Raw genomic sequence first — 23,061 nt, forward strand, 5'->3', positions numbered from 1 at the left:
GCGAATGTAAAATGTCCCCTTCTGCAGATTGACTTATTCTATTCTCCCTATGAAATTCGCAATTCTTTTATATGGAAGTGTAATAGGCAAAAGTATTCGCCTATTACACTTCTTTTTATCCCTTTTCACAAGCGAAATAATTATCTAGTAAATGCTGCGGTTACACCACCATCAACTGTAATCATACATCCCGTTGTTTTATCCGCCTTTGAAGAGGCAAAGAAAGCAATGGATTCAGCGATGTCTTTCGAATAAATATTAACTAATAATGTTGTGCGTTTACGGTAATGCTCCTCTAATTGATCTGGCTCGATACCATATGCTGCGGCACGTTCTTCGCGCCATTTTGAACCCCAAATGGCTGACCCTTGCAGAACCGCATCGGGAAGAACTGAATTTACGCGAATACCATACTCACCGCCTTCTGCTGCAATACATCTCGCTAAATGCGTTTCGAGTGCTTTTACTGAGCTGTATGCCGAAGCATTTTTCCCTGCGTACACAGAATTTTTCGAACCAACAAATACCATGTTTCCACCGATTCCTTGTTGTTTCATTTGCTTGAACGCTTCACGTGCCACTAAAAAGTATCCCGTTCCAAGTACGTTCATATTTAAGTTCCATTCCTGAAGTGTTGTTTCATCAAATGGGCTAGACGTCGCAAGTCCTGCATTGTTTACGATACAATCAATGCCTCCGTAAGCAAGTGCTGCTTGCTCAAATGCCGCCTTCACTTCTTCTTCTTTTGTTACATCCATTTTCACCGCGAGCGCACGATCTTCGCCATACTTCTCGTTAATTTCAGTCGCAACTTTTTCTGCTCCTTCAAAGTTCAAATCAGCAAGCACTACATGCGCGCCTTCTGCAACGAGGCAACGTCCTGTTTCACTTCCGATTCCGCCAGCGCCACCTGTAATAAAAGCAACTTTACGAGAAAATTCCGCTTCAGCTGGTGCTAACGATAATTTATATAGCTCTAATGGCCAGTACTCAACATTGTAAGATTCATTTTCATTTAGAGAAACGAAACTTCCAAGTGTTGTGGAGCCTTTCATTACCGAAATTGCCCTATGATACAGCGCACCACTTACTTTTGACATCGCCACATTTTTACCGGTATTCACCATACCGATACCAGGAATTAGAATAACGCGAGGTGCAGATTCAAACATGTTGTCTCCTTCGTATTTGTTACGTTCAAAGTAAGCTTTATACTCTTCTTTAAAGCTTTCCACACCAGCTTTCACTTTCTCTATTAATCCATCTGTGTCTTTCGTTTGCGGATCCCAATTGATATAAAGGGGACTGCGCTTTGTATGAACTAAATGATCAGGACAAGCTGCTCCAACTTGCGAAAGCTCTCGTGCATTGTGGCTGTTTACAAATTGAAGTACTTCATCTGTATCGTCATAAGATAATAGCATTTTCTTTTCATCGCTAACTGCTCCGCGAATAATCGGCATTACTTTGGCAAGAATACCTCTACGCTCTTCTACTGAAAGAGCTTCATATTTTTGTCCTCCAAATACAGTACTTTCATTCACTCGTTCATTAATATATTGTTCTGCCTCATTAATAACCGCAATCGTTTTTTCATAACTTTCCTTCGCCGTATCTCCCCAAACGACTAAGCCGTGTTTTTCCATTAACACTAGTTCAGCATTTGGATTATTTTTCAAGCCTTCTGCAATCATTTTAGATAACGTAAATCCAGGACGCACATACGGAACCCAAACGAAACGATTACCGTAAATCTCTTCCGCAATTTGTCTTCCATTATGTGCGCAGCAAAGACTAATAATGGCATCTGGATGTGTATGGTCCACATGTTTAAAAGGTAAGAAAGCATGCAATAATGTTTCGATGGACGCACGCGGATGCTTGCTGTCAATCATACAGTGCGCTAAGTACTCTACCATTTCTTCATCTGGCATTTCTTCGCGCTCCATTAATAAACGAATATCTTCCATTCTTAAACCAGTAAAGTTTTGTGCTTCCATAGTTGCTAAATCGGAGCCACTTCCTTTAACCCACATAACCTCTATATCTCGGTCGCGAAAATCCTTTTCAAATGTCTTGACCGATGTGTTTCCGCCGCCCCAATTACATACTGCACGGTCTGTTCCAATTAAATTCGATCGATACACTAATTCGTCTACTCCTTGCGACAATTGTGATGCCTTCGTTTCGTTCCATAAGCTATTAACCATATTTTTACCCCCGTTATTTTTATTCTTCTATTATTTCGGATACGAAAATAGTGTGTATCCGTACGTTCAAGAGTTTCCTATTACTTGCAATTCTTTTCAGCACTACAATTGTTACATTTTCATTCCAATGCGGAAAAATATACTCTTTAGTAACCCCCCGACATATTATCAGGGGGATTTTTAACTTAATGGTATAATGGGCCAAAATTTTGGCAGGCACGGTAATCTGCTGCTTCTGGGTCTTTTGTTCCGAACATTCCCCATGCACTCGGTCTGAAGATGTTCTCTTCTTTGACGTTATGCATATTCACAGGAATTCGGAGCATGGAAGCAAGAGTGATTAAATCATTGCCAATATGTCCGTAGCTTATTACACAGTGATTGGCACCCCAATTATTCATTACAGTGTAAACATCTTTAAAGGCACCTTCCCCTGTTAAATTTGGTACAAACCAAGTTGTTGGCCACGTCGGATCGGTTCTTTCATCCAGTACGACGTGGACCTCTTCTGGTATTTCAACTGTATAGCCTTCTGCAATTTGTAAAACAGGCCCTAATCCTTTTACAAGGTTGAGACGAGCTGCTGTTACAGGCATATTTCCCTTCGTTAAGAAGTCACTTGAGAATCCACCTCCGCGGAAATAGCCTGTTGAAGCTGGTCTCCAAGAAGTAGCTGCTAGACACTTTTGAGCTTCTTCCTCCGTAATTTCCCAAAACGGTTTTATAACAGGATTTCCATCTTTCGTTTGTTGTCCTGTACCATCAAGTGCGGCGGAACCGGAGTTAATCATATGAATAAACCCATTTGCGGCCAATCCTTCCGGTTTATGTCCTGTCACACGTTCTACCGCATCTGGGCTCCAATACGTTCTAACGTCTGCAAAAACTTGAGCCGTATTTGTTAATAGATGACCAAATAGCATCGTAACCCCATTTAAACTATCATTTTCAGTAGCCATAATGAATGGAGGTCGAATTCCGTTCCAATCAAAGGACGAATTTAAAATTGTTTCCATAAAATCACCATTCGGGAAATGGTCCGTCCATTGGCGCTGACCTTGGAAACCTGCAGAAATGGCGTTATGTCCTAATGCTTCTTCACCATAGCCAAGTTCCTCTAGTTTCGGATTTCCAACCATAAGATCTCTTGCAATTAACGTCATTTTCACGCTCGTTTCCCAATCTTTATTTTTTTGCTCCCTTGATCGTTGCATTTCTTCTGCATTATTATCTGGACCTTCTGGACAATACTCCTTCACCCAATTTAAAGCCATTTCATATTCTTCCTTATCATAAATCTCTTCATCTATCCGTCTTACAAATTCAGACATGTCGATGTATTCATTTCTCATCCCTAAATAATCTTGGAAAAATTCAGGTTGGACTGAACTACCGGCAATCCCCATAGAGACAGATCCCATCGAAAGATACGATTTTCCTTTTAAAGTAGCAACAACAAGACCAGACTTTGCAAATTGGAGTAACTTTTCCTCTACATCTTCAGGAATAGATGTATCACTTAAATCTTGCACATCTTTCCCGTATATGCCGAAAGCCGGAATGCCCTTTTGATTGTGGGCAGCTAGGACAGCCGCAAGATATACTGCCCCAGGACGTTCTGTTCCATTAAACCCCCATACTGCTTTTGGAATGTCTGGATTCATATCCATTGTTTCAGAACCATAGCACCAGCATGGCGTAACAGTAATAGAAACCCCAACTCCCTCTCTTGCAAATTTTTCAGCTGCTTTAGCCGATTCAGCCACGCCGCCAATACATGTATCAGCAATGACACATTCTACTGCTTCACCATTATAGTGACGCAAATTTTCAGTTAATAAGTTCGCTACCGATTTTGCGAGATTCATCGTCATATCTTCAAGAGATTCACGTACACCATTTCTTCTCCCGTCAACAGTTGGTCTTATGCCGATTTTTGGTAATTGATTGTGAAATCTATTTTGAACAGTTTTCATTTTAAAACCCCTTTTTCATTACATTTTGGTCGATTATTTCGGTAAAGCGCCCGTATGCTTCCTGCCATTCTGATTGATTTTGAGGTTGATAGTATTTAACAGGAAACGAATTTTCAACAATATCTCTACCCTCCTTTAAATCTTTTATTTTCCCGAGTGCAATCCATTGAGATAATGCATTTCCAATCGCACTCGCTTCAACCGGTCCCGCTATAACAGGGCGGTTTGTCGCATTTGCGGTAAATTGACAAAATAAATCATTTTGAATGCCACCGCCGCCCATATGGATAACCTCTATTGATTTTCCAGTTAAAGCTTCTAGTTTTTCTAAAACCCACCTGTACCTGAGTGAGAGACTCTCCAAAATACAACGAAGGAAACTCCCTTCCGTTTCAGGCGGCTGTTGACCACTCTTTATACAGTAATCCCGTATTTGTTTCGGCATATTTTCTGGATTGAAGAAAGAAGGATCATCTGGATCTATAAAATGCGTAAACGGTTTTGTATGTCGAATCAATTCTGCTTCTTCTTCGTAAGTAAAAATCGTCCCTTCTTTTGCCCAAACGGCTCTACATTCTTGCATAAGCCATAATCCCATAATATTTTTGAGCAACCTGAACTCGCCATCTGCTGTTCCTTCATTTGTAAAGCCCCATTCCAATGCCTGTTCATTAACGATTGGATCTTTTACTTGAACGCCCATTAAGATCCACGTACCACAGCTCATAAAAGCTGAATTTTCTGACTTTATAGGCAATGCAGCAAGAGCACAGGCTGTATCATGTCCCGTTCCAGCAATAACCTTAACAGGTTGTATGCCAAATTCGTTATGAATCGAGGAAAGTGTCGGACCGAGAGTCGTTCCTGGCATCACGATATTTGCCATGATTTCTGTAGGCAGGTTTAACTTCGTCATAAGGGCAGTATCCCAATTACGCTCATGAATATGAAATAACGATGTCGTTGTACTGATTGTATATTCATTCGCCTTTACACCGGAAAATAAATAACTAATTAAGTTTGGTGTTAATAAAAGAGTTTTTGCCTTTTCCATTAAATCTGGTTTATTCTTTTTTATCGTATACAGCTGGCAAATCGTATTAATTGCTGCTGGTGTAACTCCCGATCGTGAGAACAATACATCTGGCGAAATGACTTCCATGATTTCCTTTAGGCTGTCATTTGTATGCGGGTCTCTATAAGAATACGGATTGCTAAGCAATTCACCTGTTTCAGAGAGTAGTCCGAAATCAACGCCCCACGTATCGATGGACAAACTTTCAATCGACTTATGTCCGCTTCTAATACTTTTACCAATTCCATTTTTCATCTCCTGGAATATCCTTAACACATCCCAATAATAATGACCTGTTGCATAAACCGGACGATTGGAGAACCTGTGAACCTCTTCAAGATAAAGGCGTTTGCCATCAAATCCACTTACCATTAAACGCCCATTTGATGCACCTAAATCAAATGCCCAAACTTTTTCCATTCATTCACACCCTTCAGAAACATGTAACTACTCCGCATCTTTTAATAGTTGTAATCTATATTTCTCGGAAGATAGATTCCTTAATTCGTGACATTCATCCTCTGTGAGCATTCTTGGCACTCCTATTGTCGATGCAATCGTATATACTTTTGCCGCTTCTTCTAGAATTTGCATAAGAAAATATGCTTCTTTCATCGTTTTACCAACTGTCAGTACACCGTGATTTCTCATTACTACTACATCATTTTCTTCAATCACGCCCGATACTGCGTTAGCCAATACTTCTGTAGTCGGTATCATATAGTCAAGGTAAGCAACGCTTTGAATCATTGCTGGAAAATCTGGGAATAGACTCGGAATCGTATGGCCAGTACATGATACACCTACCGAATAACTTGGATGCGCATGTAAAACAGCTGTTATATCAGGACGTTTACGAAAACATTCCAGATGCATTAATATTTCAGAGGATGGTTTTAAATCATCTAATATCTCACCAGTTTCAATATCGACACGTACCCACTCGTCGTTTTCTATCTCTTGCAAATCAAAACCGCTAGGAGAGATATACATGATATTCCCATCTCTCATACTTAAATTTCCACCTGCCCCTACTACAAGACCAGTTTGGACAATCTTATTTGCATATAATTTCAAATCATTTATTACACTCGCCAATGTTATACACCTCAGTTTCTATCTTATTTGCACCGCTAGTTTCGTTTTATATGTTATTGATATAGCACTTCCTTAATTTTTGGATCATCGATGTTCTTTTTATCGTACCAATAGAAACCAGTGTCGATTGTTTTTGATACTTGTTTCCCATCTAAGTTTTCAACAGCGGCTTTCACAGTTTCATAACCAATTCCAATTGGATTTTGTGTAATCGCACCTGCCATTACTCCGCTCTTAATTGCATCAATTTGTAGTTTTCCAGAATCGAAGCCAACTACTACGACACTCTTTTTATTCAATTCTTTAACAGCATTTACTACCCCAATTGCAGAACCTTCATTTGTACCGAAAATACCTTTTACATTTGGGTGTGCCTGCATAATTGCTTTAGCAGCGTCAGTCGATTTTAATTGATCACCGCTACCATATTGAATATCAACAATTTTGATGTTCGGATACTTTGATTTGATTGTATTTACAAAACCATCTCGGCGTTCAACACCAGTTTTACTTGTCTGATCATGAGCAACTACCGCTACTTCCCCTTTTTCACCAATTAATCCAGCCATTTTCTCAGCTGCAAGAGCAGCTGCCGCTTTATTATCTGTTGCAGCTGTTGCTACAGGTATATCTCCTTCAACACCTGAGTCAAATGCAACAATCGGAATTTTCTTGTTTTTTGCTTGTTCTAATAAAGGAAGAGCAGCTTTAGAGTCTAATGCCGCAAAACCAATCGCATCTGGTTTTTTATCAAGTGTGCTACGAAGCATCTCAACTTGTTTATCAACCTGAGCTTCCGTTTCAGGACCTACAAATGTAATATTCACCTTATATTCATCTGCTGCTTGCTCAGCCCCTTTTTTAACTGCCTGCCAAAACTGATGCTGGAAACCTTTTGAAATGATCGCAACATAGCGCTTACCGTCATCTTTTGGAGGAGCACTACTATCCTTACTTCCCGTGCTTGCATTGTTTGAAGAACACGCCCCCATAAACATTGAGATTGCGAGAATTGACGATAAAACGATGCCTTTTTTTGCTTTTTTCATCTAAAATTCCCCCTATATATAGTTTGATTTAAAAACAGTATCACAGCTAATTCTTTGCTTTTTTGTTTCGTAACACATCTGCGTAAACTGCTAATAAGATAACAGCCCCAACAACTACCGTTTGCCATTCTTGAGGCACTGAAAGGATTTGCAGACCATTTGTTAACACACTCATAATTAATGCACCAATTACAGTTCCAAGAATTGTTCCTTTACCACCACTTAAAGACGTTCCTCCGATAACTACTGCTGCGATTGCTTCCAATTCATATCCTGCTCCTAAAGCAGGCTGAGCAGAATTTAAACGAGATGCCATTATAATCCCTGCAACACCAGTAAAAACACCTGCAAGCATGTAAATAATTATTTTCCACTTATCTACATTCACTCCAGAAAGACGAGTTGCTTCTTCATTGCTTCCTAGTGCAAATGTATACCTTCCGATTATCGTTTTATTTAAAATTAAGCTTGCGAAAATGGCCATTCCAAAAAAGATAAAAACAGCATTCGGAATAGCAAAACCAGGAATAATAGAACCCATCGCAATTTTGTTAAAGCTCGGTATAGAAGTGAAATAGATTGGAGTGGCTTTTGAAATAACAAGTGCCAACCCTTTCGCGATCATCATCATAGCTAACGTTGCAATAAATGGTGGGATTTTCAGTTTCGCAATCGCAGCTCCAGAAATCAAACCTACTACGGCCCCTATTAAAATCCCTCCGATAACAGCTACCCAAACCGGTAAACCTAAGTTGACAGCAAACACACCTGTCATAACCGAAGACAAAGTTAGTACGGTTCCACATGATAAATCAATTCCACTTGTAACGATAATCATCGTTGCCCCTAAAGCAAGGATGCCTGTAACAGCTGTCGATAGAAAGATTCCTATAATGTTATCAAATTGCAAAAAATTAGCTGAAGCAATTGAAAAAATGAAAACAAGTACGATTAAACTTGCAAATGCTAGAAGCTGCTGAAGAGCATTTGAATTCATCCCTTTCCTTATCTTCCCTTCAACTGGAAGTTCGACTACCTTTTGCATTTCCATTCCTGTTCACTCCTTTATCATCCGTTAATATTCATTACATAATTCGTTTTGTTGCAAGCGTCATAATCGCTTCTTGCGATGCTTTTTCATCATTTTTCAATTCTCCAGTTATCTTTCCTTCACACATGACAATTACACGATGACTTATCCTTAATATTTCTGGAAGTTCTGAGGAAATCATAATGATAGATTTACCTTGCTCAGCTAAATCATGTAGTAACTTATAAATTTCGTCTTTTGCCCCGATATCAATTCCGCGTGTAGGCTCATCAAAGATTAAGATATCTGAATCTCTAGTCAACCACTTGCCAATAACTACTTTTTGTTGATTCCCTCCTGAAAGGTTTTTCACTAATTGATTACCTGATGGCGTTTTTATTTTTAACCTTTTAATGAGTTCCTCAGATTGTTGGTCAATTTTAGAGACATGCATCAAGCCAAGTGGTTTTATATAATCTTTCATGGATGCCATTGCAATATTTGTTTTGACATCCATCCCAACAAGAAGCCCAAACTGTTTTCGATCTTCGGACAAATAGCCAATTCCATGTTGTACTGCATCCGTCGGGCTTTTTATACTCAAACTTTTTCCATTTATGAAAATCTCCCCTGAATCTAATGGATCTGCCCCAAATATGGCACGGGCTACTTCCGTTCTTCCAGCCCCCATCAATCCAGCAAAGCCAACAATTTCTCCTTTATACAGTTCAAAACTTACATCCTTTATCGTGTTCCCTCTCTTTAAATTTTTCACTTCAAACACTTTTTCTCGCGCTTTCTCTTTTATTTCTGGTTTTTGATTGTTATCAATTTTTCTTCCAACCATCATAGAAATAATTTGTTCAATCGTTGTATCTTTCGTGTTCATCGTTCCTACGTATGTACCGTCTCGCATAATCGATACACGGTCCGTAATTTTCTTTAGCTCTTCCATACGGTGAGAAATATAAACAATTCCTACACCGTCCCCCCGTAATTTCCGAATCATAACAAATAGTGCATCGATTTCAGTATCCGTTAAGGCTGCGGTTGGTTCATCCATAATCAATACTTTTGAATCAAAGGAAAGAGCCTTAGCAATTTCCACCATTTGTTGTTTCGCAACTGTTAAATCCCCTACCAATTCTCTTGGATCTAAATGAATGTTTAACCTTTCAAATAGTTTTTTTGCTCTGTTATTTAGTTCCTTTTCATCTAAAAAAAGATTAAATAACCCTTTAGGTTCTCTTCCAATAAAAATGTTTTGGGCAACTGTTAAATGCGGAGCTAAATTAAGTTCCTGATGAATAATACTGATTCCAAGTCTTTGTGCTGCTTTTGTATCTGGAACCTCTATTTCTTTTCCTTCGTATGCAATCGTTCCAGTATCCCTTTGATAAATCCCTGTTAAAATCTTCATTAATGTGGATTTTCCGGCTCCATTCTCCCCCAAAAGTGCGTGAACTTCGCCCTTTTTCAATTCAAACCGCACGTTAGAAAGCGCTTGCACACCAGGGAACGCTTTACTAATTCCATCCATTTTCAGTAGCAATTCACTCATCCCATCACCTACTACCCTATAATTTTTTAAATGAAACAATAAATGATTTTATACTGCGCTAATCTGTAACCACGCCCTTTTTTAAAATCATATTGGCATAGAGAGCACTCTCACTCGTTGCAACAATTGCATAAGCCTTCTTTGCTCTCTCATAAAATGCAAAGCGGTCAATCATCTCAAAACTATCAAAATGAGTATCAAATTGTTTAATCACCGCATCATACGTTTCCCAAATAGAGGGCGTGGCAGGATCCCCTTTTACAACCTTCATTAATGAAACAGAATGATCGCTATACGTATCGAGTGGAAAGAATTGCAAAATTGCCTGTAATACTTTAAGAACCCCATGCCCTTCACATCGAATGAGCTTCGCCCCACAAGAGGCAGCGGGGAAGTTTCCATCCGCTAAAACAATCTCATCCCCATGCCCCATTTCTAAAAGAATTTTCATTAAATCTGGACTAATTATTTTCGGTATTCCTTTTAGCATTTCTATCTCCCTTCCTATTTTTATCTGAACGACAAGTATCATTTCAAACCGTGTTAACTACTTACACTTTGTGCATCTATTAGTAATTTCGGTGTAAATATTTCATTAAAAGGACCTTCTTCATTGTTTAAACGCTTTAGTAAAATATCACCTACTCTTTCTCCCATTTCATATGGTTTGTGAGCTACTGATATAATTCCAGGTGCTCGTAATAATTGTGCTGCTTCCACATCACCAAAAGAAGCGATCACTATGTCCTCTGGTATTGAGTATCCTCTCCTCGTTAATTCAAGAAGAACACCGAATGCCATTTCATTGTTCAAGGTTAGAATAGCTGACGGTTTCTCAGTGAAATTAAGAAAATAATCAACTGCTTTCATTCCACCCTCTCTTGTGAAAGTGCTATTAAACGTATAGTTTTCATCTTCCTGAATCCCGAACTCTTCCAAAGCTTTTTGAAAGCCTTCATATCGCTCTTTACCTGTACTAACATTCAACAATCCATTCACAAGACCAATTGATCTATGACCCTGTTTTAAAAGATAACTCGTTAATGTATAAGCACTTTCAAAATTACTTTCTATAACTGAATCTAATTTTGCATCTCCAATCTCAACAGTCCGGTCAACTAAAACAATTGGTACACCAGCTTGATGAATATTTCTTACTCTTTCCTCACAACCGCCAGCAGTCGCCAACACAATCGCATCTACCCGTTGTTCCACTAGTAGCTGCAACAATTTATCCTCTTTTTTAGGATTTTCATGACTGCTACAAAAAATGAGGTTATAACCCTTTTGCTGCACAATATCTTCAATCGCCTTTGAAATCGTCATGTAATACTGGTTTGTGATATCAGGAATCACAACACCAATCGTGTATGTTTTATCTTGCTTTAAACTTCTAGCAATCGCATTTGGTTGATAATTAAGTTTTTTCACAGCTAAATAAACACGATCTTTAATGTCGTCACTTACAAATCCACTTGCGTTTAACACCCGAGATACTGTAGCTGTAGACACATTCGCTTCCATTGCAACATCTTTAATTGTAGACTTAGCCATTTCATCACTCTTTCTAAGTTTTCAAGAAATCGTTTACTTCAGTTTCGTTTAAACCCTTACTTCATCCATGTAAACGATTACTTATTAGTTTACATGGATAATAATAATTTAATTTTCAAACTATTTCAACACTTTTCGAAAACATTTTTTCATAAAAAATACAACTATACATCAGATAACCTGTAAAATATGAAAAAGACCATTTTTTTATGGTTACATGGGCGTTTTTTACACTTATATTCTATGGAAGGAATACCGTAGCATCGTTCTATTACGAAGATTCGTAGTACATAAAAAAAAGAGCCTACTCGTGTGAGTTGGCTCTTTCTCTACTTACTAATACAGATAAATTTTCTCCTCTTATCACCTAATTGACAATAACATCACAGTTTTTTAGAATTATGCATGTTTGTATTTGAAATCATTCGAAATACTTTCAAATAGAAAACCGCACTTACAAGGGCACAAAGTAATATAGTGCCAAACACAACAATTGGAGATAACCATGTAGAAAATACAATCATAATGGGTGCAATAAAGCGCCCAATGGTAAATTGTAAATTGGATGCTGCCATATATTGTCCTCTAGCATTTTCAGGTGCATATTTACTGACAAAACTATGTACAACTGGCGAACGGATCAATTCGCCAATTGTTAATATTGCCATAAACCCGAACAATAGCCATATATTCGTTGTGAGTCCTATTAAAAACATACCCGTTCCAAATAAAACATTAGAGATAATTAAAACGTTTCGGTCGCTCCAATTCTCAAAGTATTTTGCAACAGGTAGAGAACATAAAACAAATAAAATCCCATTCAACCCCATCATCCATCCGAAAATTTCAGTATTACTTAGAGAGAATGAACCAGTACTCCATGAGAAAAGAGATTGTGTTGGTACAAATTCTTTTACATATAATGCAAGGTAAAGATCAAGTTGCATGAAAGCTATCATAATCAATATTCCAGCAACTATATAAAGAGCGAAAATTTTATCACTAAAGATTTTCGTATAATTATTCCATTGTTCTTTAAAGATTTTCGATATTTTGTTTTTGTCCCCATTATTTTTAGAAGCTTCTGGCAACGTTTCTCTAATTATGAAATAGATTGCTATAAAATAAATAAATGTAACAATTGTACAAGTCCATAACAATTCACTTCGATAATGAAAGAAGAAGAATGAACCTAATACCGGTCCAAATACAGCACCGATATTATTGGCTGTAACAAAAGTGGCAAAGACTACTCTTCTATCCTTTTCTGCCACTATATCAGCTATCATTGCAGAACTTGCTGGACTGTAGATTGCCCCGCTAATTCCAATACCAATATAGGCTAAATAATTAATCCAATGTGAATACGATAAAGCAAAAACTGCAAACATTGTTACCTGTATGATTGTGCCTAATAGCATGACAGGGCGGCGTCCTAAGCGATCCGCTAAATATCCACCTAATAAATTACCTATTATGCCCACAAGAGGTATAATTGCCATTAAAATTCCGCCAATTGTTTTACCAAAAGCATCACTATAATATATGGCCATAAAAGGAAAATACATCCAAAATAATGTATTGAAAAGAGTCTCGCCAATTAACCTAGTTTTTAAATTTCTATCCCATGATAACCATTTCAACGTAATACATCCCCTATTTTAACTTGTCAAATATTCACTATACATATCTATAAATTTTCAGTCCAAGGGAAATATAATAACATAAAGTGAATTTATTTTACAAATTAATATAGGAATCTAAACTTTGCGCGCGAGAAAACCTGTTTCATGTCCAGTTATGCTGTGCTGCAGTTGGAAACTAGCACTCCTAAACGTTCTTGATGCGTAAAACTCTTAGCTATCAAACTCCGGATAGATAAAACAGGCATAGTCCATATGCATTGATAATGGGCCAATGGAGTCTTTTTAGGGGACTATTAAGTGCGAGAAATATTACTTTAAATACGATACGTTTGAGGAACTAAGTCAAGCGATAGACGAGTATATTCAGTTTTATATGACATTCCAAAATCGACTAAACAGCCTCAGCCCAATGGAATATAGAACTAAAGCCACTTAGGGTGTTTTATTAGTTCCCCTGTCTATTTGACAGGGGGGCTGTTCAGAATTGACTCTTTCTCTACTTACCAATACAGATAGATTTTCTCCTCTTATTTTATAAACTCTCAAATGTTTTACTAATTCATTCTCTTCACCTAATAGACTCGTCGTCTTTTTAACGAAGTTCCAATTTAGACTACCGGATAACCATAGCAACGAAGAAAGTCTTTCATAATCATTTGATGTTAAAATGTTACTAGCTCCATACCCTTCTAGAAATGCTTTAGCAACTTTCGGACATACTACATGTGACTCTATTCCTTCTGTCCGGGAATACCACTTTATTAAAAAGGCTAAACCTTCAATACGATCAACATATGCGATGGATTCAAAATCTATAATTCCTTTTACAGATTGATTGGAATTCCATATGACATTTAAAGGATTTAAATCTGTTTGTACTATAAACTCTAAATCGCTAGTATGTGCGCATTCTATATGGTACTTAGCGAGATCTATATACCCTCTTAATTTCTTACATGTACCACCCTTATTTTCTAATAGCTTTATAAACTCATCATATCCATCTAAATGGGATTTCTTTTGAAAAGTCGAGCTTTGAAACATACTAGAAATATCATGTATCTTTCTTGCTTCCTTTCCAAAGACTTCTGCCATCGTTTCTGTACAATGAGTAATATGTTCCCCTTCTATCCAAGTAGACAATACAAACCGGTACTGTTCATCATTGCAAGTGACAAATGCAAATGAATCCCCCGCCCTATTCTTCTTAATCTCCATAAATGGGATTCCATGCTCTCGTAAATAATACGTAAACCGTACTTGCTCTTTCAATTGTTCATTTGATAACGTCCCAAAAGCTGGATTGATTGTTCGGTCGCTATTTATAAACCGTGCGGAATACCGATTCCCATTCACCATGATTTTATAGTGTAAATCTGTATGCCAACTGTTCTTATGTAGTTCTTCTTCCACTAGTAGTGAATGAATTTCATTAAAGTAGTTTATTAATATGTTTTTTATTATTTGTTTCATCCTATTCTCCTTACATACAAAAATTCATTTTTGTACTTCCTAATAAAAACCTTTTAAAGTGAGAATTTTTAAGATACACCTAATGTATTCAAATAGAGAATCCTATCCTACTGTGAGTAATAATACAGTTATATAGTTTTGCTGCCAAAATTACAGTAGCCTTCTATTTATGTAGATGAAAGAAGGCTACTAAATCTTTTTAAAAATCTAGTTATTTCATAGTGAATGTATTATTGATTAAATAATACATTTGTTTAATACAAGTACTAAATAAGAAAAATTAACCGTCATAATGCAATTAACAAATTGAGGATTTTCATTTAAACTTTATAAAACTCAAATGTATTTTTCTCTAAACATATTGTTTCATCAGAAGTTTTGATAATTATATCAAAACGCTGACTATACGAATGCATAAATACTTCATATTGAATCCGGCGTTCTTCATGAGACTGCCTTAAATAATTTATATCGGCTCCCCTTTCAGCTATATCCCGGCTTGATCTTCTCATTAGTTCCGTTTCACCATCTGTATAAAAATAAATTTTCAAATCAAATAAATTAGGATTAATAAATGCGGCGCTCATTCCTTCCACAATCGTTACTTTATTTTCCGAAGAAATCAACTCACTTTTCATATAATGCGTATCTATCGTATAAAAATCTAGCCCAGCTCTAACCATATGAATATCTCTTTCTAAAGCTCCCAAATGATGCGCCGCTGGATGACAAGCTGTCATTTTATAACGATGATTTTCATTTTGATATGTATAGTGAATCACTGCATGCTTGCGGATATCCGAACTAACAATGTAAGGATCTGTATTAATATAATTTACTTCATTTTGATTTAGTAGCTTTACGAGTCTATTAGTAAACGTCGTTTTTCCAGCTGCACCGTGTCCTGAAATACCGATAACAATTTGTTCATCTCTCATCTTTAACCAATTTATGATTTCTTGTAACAACTTATCCATCATTCTCCCCCTTGCGCTAATATACTACCTTTATTTTAATATCCAAAAATCCTTTTATTTAATTATACATAAAAAAATGAAAAGATAGTGTGATTATTCATCATACCATCTCTAATTCTAAACAACTTTATGATCTTTTAAATGACTTTATTATTTGTGAACACCTACATGATTAAATACATTTCTAACTTTATCAATCCAATAGAATATCCTCTATTTTTCGGTAATTTATGCGAACCAATGCAGTCATGACTAATAAAAAAGAGCCAATCTCCTATACGATAGAAGATTGGCTCTTTCCTTTATTTACTCTCCTGTTTCAGAAAATCTCTTTATACGTTCTCCAATTTCATCGCGAACACGTTGAAATTCCGACCATTCTTTGCCTGCTGGGTCATCAAATCCCCAGTGAACACGATTTACGTGCGGAGGTGTCGAAGGACAAACAGAATCCGCATGACTACAAAGGGTAACAACTAAGTCAGCGTTATTTAAAATATTTACATCAATTATATCCGAAGTTTGATTCGTTATGTCTATATTTACTTCTTTCATCGCTTTAATAGCATTTGGATTTACTCCGTGTGCTTCAATTCCTGCCGAATATACATTCCACTTATCTCCTACATATTGTTTGCCCCATGCTTCTGCCATTTGGCTTCGGCATGAATTTCCTGTGCATAAGAAATAAATTGTCTTTTTGTTTTCCATGTTGTTTTCCGCCTTTGTTTTTAATTATACTGGTTGATCATTAAAATATTTACGCTTAAACCAAAAAGCGACGTTTACAAGTGCAATCATTACAGGTACTTCCACTAACGGTCCGATAACAGCTGCAAATGCTGCGCCTGAATGAATACCAAACACACCAACTGCTACAGCAATTGCTAACTCAAAGTTATTACTACCTGCTGTAAATGCTAACGTTGTCGTTACCGGATAGTTTGCACCAATTTTTCTTCCCATAAAGAAAGAAACAAAAAACATCACAATAAAATAGATTAATAATGGAATCGCTATTCTTACTACATCTAGTGGTACGCTAACAATCATTTCCCCTTTTAAAGAGAACATAACGATGATTGTAAATAGTAGTGCCAGTAATGTAAGTGGACTAATCTTCGGTATAAACACCTTTTCATACCACTGTCTTCCTTTTAACTTAACGAGTACAAAGCGTGTCAACATGCCTGCTATAAAAGGAATTCCTAAGTAGATAAATACTGATTTTGCTACTTCTATCATTGTAATATCGACAATAGCTCCTTCAATCCCTAACCATTCTGGAATGACTGTTACAAACACGTATGCATAAACGGAGAAGAATAGCATTTGGAATACTGAGTTAAAAGCCACTAAACCTGCTGCATACTCTTTATCCCCATCTGCAAGATCGTTCCAAACAATCACCATTGCAATGCAGCGTGCTAAACCAATCATAATGAGTCCGACCATGTATTCTGGCTTATCAGGAAGAAAAATAATTGCTAAAACAAACATAAGTACAGGCCCAATAATCCAGTTTTGTACTAAAGATAAAACCAATACTTTTACATCTTTAAATACTCGGCCCATTTCCTCGTAACGAACTTTCGCTAATGGTGGATACATCATAACAATTAAACCGACAGCTAGCGGGATAGACGTTGTTCCAATTTGTAATGTATTCAGTCCGTCTACTACACTAGGAAACACAAACCCTAAACCAATCCCAACAGCCATAGCTAGAAAAATCCATAGTGTTAAATATCGATCTAGAAAAGATAAACGTTTCATTTTATTTTCCATCTCCTATTAACAACAAGAATTTTTTTCTACTACGTTAGAAGTCGTGCAACATGATGCCTCTTCTATTTTATGAACATCACTATGTGCTTTCGTATAAAAGAATTCCCACTCGTTCCCATCAGGATCTGTTACCCAAAACTTATCTTGAACCGCATAGCAACAAGTCGTATCCACCTCATCACGCGCAAAGAAACCTTCTTTTTCTAATCTTTCTTTATGTAACGTAATTTCTTCAGCAGTATCCACTTGGAAACCGAAATGATTTACCTGATTTCCCTTTACTTCATCTCTTACGTTCAGCGTGAAGTTAAGTCCTGGCGTCTCTAATAAAAACTTTGCATAATCTACTTTCACCTTAACTGGTGACACACCAAATACCTTTTCGTAGAATTCGATAGACTTCTCTAAATCCGTAACATTTATACCAACGTGAACATATCTCATAGCTTATTCCTCCTCTTTATATGTTATTAATCAATTTTTTTTGATTAATAGTTTAAAATTTTAACAACAGCTACCTTTGCCTGTTTTTCTAAAAATACAGCACAATTCTTCTGATAATAAATTATTTACTTCCGCATCATTTAAATCATAATAACTCCACGTACCTTTTGTTTCTTTTACAATTAAACCTGCATCTAATAAAATCTTTAAATGATAGGACAACTTAGACTGCGTCATTTCAAAAACCTCTGTTAAATCACATACACAAGTCTGGCCCCGCTGGCAAAGTTCATACATAATCTCTAAACGCTTCTGATCCGCTAATGCTTTGAATTTTTTCTCATAGAGCTGAAAATCTTGTGCCACTGTAGTTCACTCTCCCTTCATCAACTTTTTTTGATATTTATAGTATATACGCTGATGAGTTCTATATGCAACTACTTCATCAAGTTTTTTTGATTTATTTAAAAAACTTCCTCGCATCCTATCTTTGTTACAATTAAAAAAGACCATAGCTTTTTCAAAAATGAAAAACTACGGTTCTTTTTACAACTGAATAGTTACAATATGTCCGAGGAATGGAGTCTCTATAACTGTTTTTAATTTTAATTTGACCATTTTAGAGTAGTGCCCCATCACCATCAAGCTAAGAAAAACAAATACCCCCAAATGAAAAAAATCGATATAACGCTTCGGCAAATAAAGATAACTCTTGTTTTTGGTGCATATTCATAAAAAGCACGTCACCCTTTCTCATTAACATAAGAGAATTGTAATGTGCTTTTAATTTCAAAAACAGTCTAAATCCTTAAGTTGATGGTTGTGGAGCGGGACCCCAATAAGAACGGTATCTAAGGTTGTATGAGAGGTGTTAGTTCCATTCCAAAGGCCTCAGCCGACGATTAACTCAAGTACCGATTTCGGATGACCCCCATGTGATGAAGTTCGTGTCCTGCGATGCCGTACGCGAGGGCGCGCACCGTAATGCTTAGGTTATTGGCTGTGCCCTTGCGGCTCCACGCCTCCGCCGGTAGCCCGCGCAGCAATGTGATCGTTGATTGCCGTACGGCCCGGTAGTCTTCGGCCAATTGCGCGGTTGTCCAACTTTCGAAAGGAGGCATGAACAATTCCTGATCGAAACCAGTCAGAGACGTCTGGTCCCCTCTTGCGAACCGGAGCAGGCGGTAGGTCATGACGCGTTCCGCATCTGCAATGTGGCCCACGACTTCTTTCAGCGTCCATTTTCCTTCCGCATACCGATATGCGGCCTGGCTTTCGGTCAACGATGCCAGGAGCTCGGTCATTTGCTTTTCCTGGGCGAACAGAATATCGATGATGTTACCGTCCGGCACCAAACGGATATATTCGCCGGAGTTCCCGGCGTATTCTTCTTCTGAAGGTCTTTGATTCATGCGTATTCACCTCTTTATGTACATATAGAAAATTATAGCGCTCGTCTATGTCTAATAAATTCGCGAAATGATAGAACTTCCCTTCTAATAATTGAGGATAAGCAACTATTTAGTTGGTCAGTCGCCACACTATCCTGATTCGTTAGCACAATAAAAATTATCTGTTATACAATATTTCGAAATTATTAATATATATAGGTAACACTTTCTTTTTTAATTTAAAGATGAATTTTCAATTGTATTTTGAAATGAACCGGAGTAAAACACGCTAGTCTAACTACTTTTTCATACAAGATTTTATGCAAAAAAGAATAGCGAAGATCCCTAGAATCCCCGCTATATCAATGATGTATAAAATCTTGTGTAAGAGATAGATAGACATAGAGACAAAAAATTTAGTAAAAACAAGGATTTTATGAAAAACTTGCTACCGATAATGAGACGTTATGTTAATCGAGTATGTATAGGATATACATAACATATTGTTTCTTTTTGTGAGTTACAAGACGATTCGTTTGTTAAATGCAGTCGAAAAAGAACGAATATTTGCATTTTTATTGAAGATAATTATAAACTTAATTTATAAGACTAAGTAAAGGGGAGAAATATAGTTGAATACTATTGATTTATTATTATTAAATCTAAAAGAAGTGAGAAGACGGAGTATAATGGTATGGAAAACAATTCCAAGTGATAAATTAGATTGGAAACCAGATGAAAAAGCTATGACTTGTTTAGAGATGATTCGGCATGTACTCGAATCAGAGCATTATTATCATCTGGCTATTGAAAATAGGGGAAGTCTGAAAGAGTATAATTCTCCATTTGAAAACAGACCTTTTTTATCTGTCGAAGATGAACTAGATTTTGCTGAGATATATCACAAACATTTTTTAGATACTGTTCGTTCTTTTTCTAATGAAGATCTAAATACAATTAAAATTGATCGTTCAAATGTAGGGTATATCCGTTCTTTAGGGGATATGTTAATGCGTATAGCATATCATGAGGGTGTTCATACAGGACAAATGTTAGATTATATGAGAACAATGAAAATTGAACGCCCAAATATATGGGATTAATAATTTCACTACCAATAACGAGAATTATGTAAATAAGCTGTCCATGTGGACAGCTTATTGTTTTTTTGCTTAGCGTGCAAAATTCGTATCTTGTTGGCGGTACCCCATCGCCATCAAGCTAAAAATATGAATTTCCCCAAAACGAAAAATTTGTGTTATTTATAGAAAGAAGTTCATTTTTATCGTTTTGGGGATACTTCAAAATATTAAGTTACTGTGGTGCTAGCCCTAAATAAATCCTAGACACTAGTACTAATTAGTCTATTTATTTTGCTTAACTAATACAGAGAATCATATTAATTCAAGCCCTCTATACTTCTCGACAAAATATATAATATCCTCCACGAGCCATTCGTACATCTGTACTATACAATGTATCTTCTAAATAAAAAGTAATCGGCTTTGTTTTACTTTCAAACCTTAGTTTCTCCTTAGACTGTATAGCATAGGTTTCAACGGCTGAACAAATTGTTTTAGGAGATGGATAATGAAGAGAATCATCTAGTTCAATATAAAAGGTTTTTCTTAATAGTTTTTTTAAAAATCTTTGTTTTTTCATCCTACTCTACTCCCCCTTACTCTTAATATAAATCACTATTCTGAATCATCCATATTATACCATAAAATACCCCCCTATTTTTGAGTATGAGTACTGGTAGGGGATTTGGTTAGACTCCAGGAACTCAAAATAATTAAATCTAGAAATGAATTACTTGGATTGATAGAAATAGAGTCCAGCCCATTTCTATTAAGCTAAAAAACAAAATACCCCATAAAATGAAAAAATACGCTATCCTTTCTATAGAATCATAGGAAAGGATGGCGTTCTTGTATGTCTATTTCTATATCTGATGAATTACAATTATTTGCTCAAGAAATTCAAAGATTTTTATCTCCAAATATTTTACGAGACCTTGCTAGAGATGTTGGTTTTGTGCAACGAGCTAGTAAGTACCAAGCAAAAGATTTAGTCGCTTTATGTGTATGGATGAGTCAAAATATCGCTACGACTTCATTAACTCAGTTATCTAGCCGTTTAGAAGCATCAACAAAAGTGCTCATCAGTCCTGAAGGACTAAATCAACGATTTAATAAAGCAGCGGTTCAATTTTTACAACATATATTAGCTGAACTACTAAACCAAAAATTAGCCTCGTCTATGCCGATTTCTTCTCCATATACCTCTATTTTTAAACGTATTCGTATTTTAGATTCAACTGCATTTCAACTCCCAGATCCTTTTTCATCTGTTTATCCGGGTGCAGGAGGTTGCAGTCATACAGCGGGAGTGAAGGTTCAGCTTGAATATGATTTATTAAGTGGACAATTCCTTCATATTCATACAGGACCAGGCAAACAACATGATCGAACCTACGGTTCTCTGTGTGTCCCAACTGTAACAGCGAATGATTTATGTATCCGAGATTTAGGCTATTTTCATTTGAAAGATCTGCAACATATACAAGATAAAAAGGCATATTATATCTCACGTATCAAATCGAATACACGTATTTATCAAAAAAATCCTAATCCTAATTATTTTCAAGATGGCAGAATTAAGAAAGGCACAGAGTATCTCCAAATAGATATGGAGGTTTTAATGAACACTCTTCAGCCTGGACAAACATGCGAAATATCAAACGCTTATGTAGGGATGACTGATAAAGTCCCAACTCGTGTGATTGTTCATCGACTTACAAAAGAACAACAACAAAAACGATTACAAGATCAAACTGTAAGAGAAAAAAAGAAAGGAATGAAGTATTCTGCTCGTAGTAAAAGACTTAGCGGTATCAATGTATACATGACCAATATCTCTACAGATATTGTCCCGATGGGACAAGTACATGATTGGTACTCTTTACGTTGGCAAATCGAAATTTTATTTAAAACATGGAAATCATTCTTTCATATTCATCATTGTAAAAGAATAAAACAAGAAAGGTTGGAATGTCATTTGTATGGACAACTGATTGCCATTCTACTCTGTTCGTCTACTATGTTTCAAATGCGACAATTACTTCTTATGAAAAAGAAACGAGAACTGAGTGAATATAAGGCCATATATATGATTAAAGATTATTTTCTTCTTATTTATCAAGCTACACAGAAAGACACCCAAGAATTATCAAAGATTCTCATTCGTCTGTTCAACCTCCTACAGCAAAACGGGCGAAAATCCCATAGGTATGAGAAAAAAACCGTCTTTGATATATTAGGTGTCGTTTACAATTGTACCATGTCTGATGATCAAGCAGCCTAATTAAAAAAATGAAACCCGATAGGGTTTGTTTCGCATGCAAATCTTTAAAATTTCTACACCTAGCTTTTAGAAAAAAGAAACAAACGCTACTCAACTTGACGTTGTATGGGCTTAGCTTGATAGCGATGTGGCGGTACCCCATTGCCATCAACCTAAGCTTTTGAGATACCCCTCATAACGAAATTTTCACCTTTTTACAGTTATTTATGAGAATTCAGCTCATTTTTTCGTTTTGGGGAACAATCAATTTCTTAAGTTGATGGGTATGTGATAATGCTTCCATTTGAACAAATTTTCCTTTTCCATACCGATCACACATCTTTTGTAGAGTAATCGTATCAGCATATCCCAGTTTAAGAGGTTACTTACAAAATATTTAAAATTTTTCCGCAAGAATCCTCCGAAATGTAATACGGACTTTAA

The 23,061-nt window shown here is 36.6% G+C and carries 21 protein-coding genes; 3 read left to right on the plus strand and 18 right to left on the minus strand.

Going from position 1 to position 23,061, the window contains the following annotated elements:
* Nucleotides 1-140: 140 nt before the first annotated feature.
* The 10 genes from FS742_RS08130 to FS742_RS08175 all read right to left on the minus strand — a co-directional run bounded on the left by FS742_RS08130 (nucleotide 141) and on the right by FS742_RS08175 (nucleotide 13,196).
* The gene (locus FS742_RS08130; RefSeq protein WP_144611906.1) at nucleotides 141-2,210 is read right to left on the minus strand and encodes a bifunctional aldolase/short-chain dehydrogenase; all 2,070 of its coding nucleotides are present in this window, start codon (nucleotides 2,208-2,210) and stop codon (nucleotides 141-143) included.
* 185 nt (nucleotides 2,211-2,395) lie between these two features.
* Nucleotides 2,396-4,186: an L-fucose isomerase gene (locus tag FS742_RS08135; protein ID WP_144611907.1), complete on the minus strand. Its 1,791-nt coding sequence runs from the start codon at nucleotides 4,184-4,186 to the stop codon at nucleotides 2,396-2,398.
* 1 nt (nucleotide 4,187) lies between these two features.
* Entirely contained in the window at nucleotides 4,188-5,681 is a 1,494-nt protein-coding gene (locus tag FS742_RS08140) for a rhamnulokinase (protein ID WP_144611908.1), read from the minus strand.
* A 27-nt stretch (nucleotides 5,682-5,708) separates the two neighbouring features.
* A complete protein-coding gene (locus FS742_RS08145; protein ID WP_144611909.1) occupies nucleotides 5,709-6,359 on the minus strand; it encodes a class II aldolase/adducin family protein in 651 nt (216 codons plus the stop codon).
* Nucleotides 6,360-6,412: 53 nt separating this feature from the next.
* Nucleotides 6,413-7,408 carry an ABC transporter substrate-binding protein gene (locus FS742_RS08150; protein WP_144611910.1) on the minus strand — a complete coding sequence of 332 codons (996 nt, stop codon included), beginning with the start codon at nucleotides 7,406-7,408 and terminating at the stop codon, nucleotides 6,413-6,415.
* 46 nt (nucleotides 7,409-7,454) lie between these two features.
* Nucleotides 7,455-8,459: an ABC transporter permease gene (locus tag FS742_RS08155; RefSeq protein WP_144611911.1), complete on the minus strand. Its 1,005-nt coding sequence runs from the start codon at nucleotides 8,457-8,459 to the stop codon at nucleotides 7,455-7,457.
* Nucleotides 8,460-8,493: 34 nt separating this feature from the next.
* Nucleotides 8,494-9,999, minus strand: coding sequence for a sugar ABC transporter ATP-binding protein (locus FS742_RS08160; RefSeq protein WP_144611912.1), 1,506 nt, complete (start codon nucleotides 9,997-9,999; stop codon nucleotides 8,494-8,496).
* Between the two features lie 58 nt (nucleotides 10,000-10,057).
* Nucleotides 10,058-10,489, minus strand: a complete 432-nt coding sequence (locus FS742_RS08165) for an RbsD/FucU family protein (protein ID WP_144611913.1) — start codon at nucleotides 10,487-10,489, stop codon at nucleotides 10,058-10,060.
* A 53-nt stretch (nucleotides 10,490-10,542) separates the two neighbouring features.
* Nucleotides 10,543-11,553: a LacI family DNA-binding transcriptional regulator gene (locus tag FS742_RS08170; RefSeq protein WP_144611914.1), complete on the minus strand. Its 1,011-nt coding sequence runs from the start codon at nucleotides 11,551-11,553 to the stop codon at nucleotides 10,543-10,545.
* A 383-nt stretch (nucleotides 11,554-11,936) separates the two neighbouring features.
* Nucleotides 11,937-13,196 carry an MDR family MFS transporter gene (locus FS742_RS08175; RefSeq protein WP_144611915.1) on the minus strand — a complete coding sequence of 420 codons (1,260 nt, stop codon included), beginning with the start codon at nucleotides 13,194-13,196 and terminating at the stop codon, nucleotides 11,937-11,939.
* Between the two features lie 295 nt (nucleotides 13,197-13,491).
* Between FS742_RS08175 and FS742_RS08185 the strand changes: the two genes are divergently transcribed.
* Nucleotides 13,492-13,635 (plus strand): IS3 family transposase, encoded by a 144-nt coding sequence (locus FS742_RS08185; protein WP_144612081.1) that lies wholly within the window; start codon nucleotides 13,492-13,494, stop codon nucleotides 13,633-13,635.
* Here FS742_RS08185 and FS742_RS08190 read toward each other — a convergent pair.
* From FS742_RS08190 to FS742_RS08220, 7 genes are all read right to left on the minus strand, one after another.
* Nucleotides 13,632-14,672 (minus strand): phosphotransferase enzyme family protein, encoded by a 1,041-nt coding sequence (locus FS742_RS08190; RefSeq protein ID WP_144611916.1) that lies wholly within the window; start codon nucleotides 14,670-14,672, stop codon nucleotides 13,632-13,634. The two genes, FS742_RS08185 and FS742_RS08190, sit on opposite strands and share 4 nt — an antisense overlap.
* Before the next feature lie 320 nt (nucleotides 14,673-14,992).
* On the minus strand, nucleotides 14,993-15,649 hold the full coding sequence (locus FS742_RS08195; protein WP_029442730.1) for a uridine kinase family protein: 657 nt from the start codon (nucleotides 15,647-15,649) through the stop codon (nucleotides 14,993-14,995).
* 306 nt (nucleotides 15,650-15,955) lie between these two features.
* The gene (gene arsC, locus FS742_RS08200; protein WP_000428369.1) at nucleotides 15,956-16,360 is read right to left on the minus strand and encodes an arsenate reductase (thioredoxin); all 405 of its coding nucleotides are present in this window, start codon (nucleotides 16,358-16,360) and stop codon (nucleotides 15,956-15,958) included.
* A gap of 24 nt (nucleotides 16,361-16,384) precedes the next feature.
* Nucleotides 16,385-17,425, minus strand: a complete 1,041-nt coding sequence (gene arsB / locus FS742_RS08205; RefSeq protein ID WP_098180149.1) for an ACR3 family arsenite efflux transporter — start codon at nucleotides 17,423-17,425, stop codon at nucleotides 16,385-16,387.
* Between the two features lie 18 nt (nucleotides 17,426-17,443).
* Entirely contained in the window at nucleotides 17,444-17,881 is a 438-nt protein-coding gene (locus FS742_RS08210) for an ArsI/CadI family heavy metal resistance metalloenzyme (RefSeq protein ID WP_144611917.1), read from the minus strand.
* 60 nt (nucleotides 17,882-17,941) lie between these two features.
* Entirely contained in the window at nucleotides 17,942-18,247 is a 306-nt protein-coding gene (gene arsR / locus FS742_RS08215) for an arsenical resistance operon transcriptional regulator ArsR (protein ID WP_000046018.1), read from the minus strand.
* A 536-nt stretch (nucleotides 18,248-18,783) separates the two neighbouring features.
* The gene (locus FS742_RS08220; protein WP_144611918.1) at nucleotides 18,784-19,293 is read right to left on the minus strand and encodes a DinB family protein; all 510 of its coding nucleotides are present in this window, start codon (nucleotides 19,291-19,293) and stop codon (nucleotides 18,784-18,786) included.
* Between the two features lie 611 nt (nucleotides 19,294-19,904).
* Here FS742_RS08220 and FS742_RS08225 point away from each other — a divergent pair.
* Nucleotides 19,905-20,375: a DinB family protein gene (locus FS742_RS08225; RefSeq protein WP_033734563.1), complete on the plus strand. Its 471-nt coding sequence runs from the start codon at nucleotides 19,905-19,907 to the stop codon at nucleotides 20,373-20,375.
* Nucleotides 20,376-20,685: 310 nt separating this feature from the next.
* Here the strand turns inward: FS742_RS08225 and FS742_RS08230 are convergent, their stop codons facing one another.
* Entirely contained in the window at nucleotides 20,686-20,934 is a 249-nt protein-coding gene (locus FS742_RS08230; protein ID WP_000744688.1) for a DUF4318 domain-containing protein, read from the minus strand.
* A 273-nt stretch (nucleotides 20,935-21,207) separates the two neighbouring features.
* Between FS742_RS08230 and FS742_RS08235 the strand changes: the two genes are divergently transcribed.
* Nucleotides 21,208-22,638, plus strand: a complete 1,431-nt coding sequence (locus FS742_RS08235; RefSeq protein ID WP_144611857.1) for an IS4 family transposase — start codon at nucleotides 21,208-21,210, stop codon at nucleotides 22,636-22,638.
* Nucleotides 22,639-23,061: the final 423 nt, after the last annotated feature.

Origin of the sequence: Bacillus cereus (assembly GCF_007678085.1) — a bacterium.
GTDB classification, from domain to species: domain Bacteria; phylum Bacillota; class Bacilli; order Bacillales; family Bacillaceae_G; genus Bacillus_A; species Bacillus_A cereus_BE.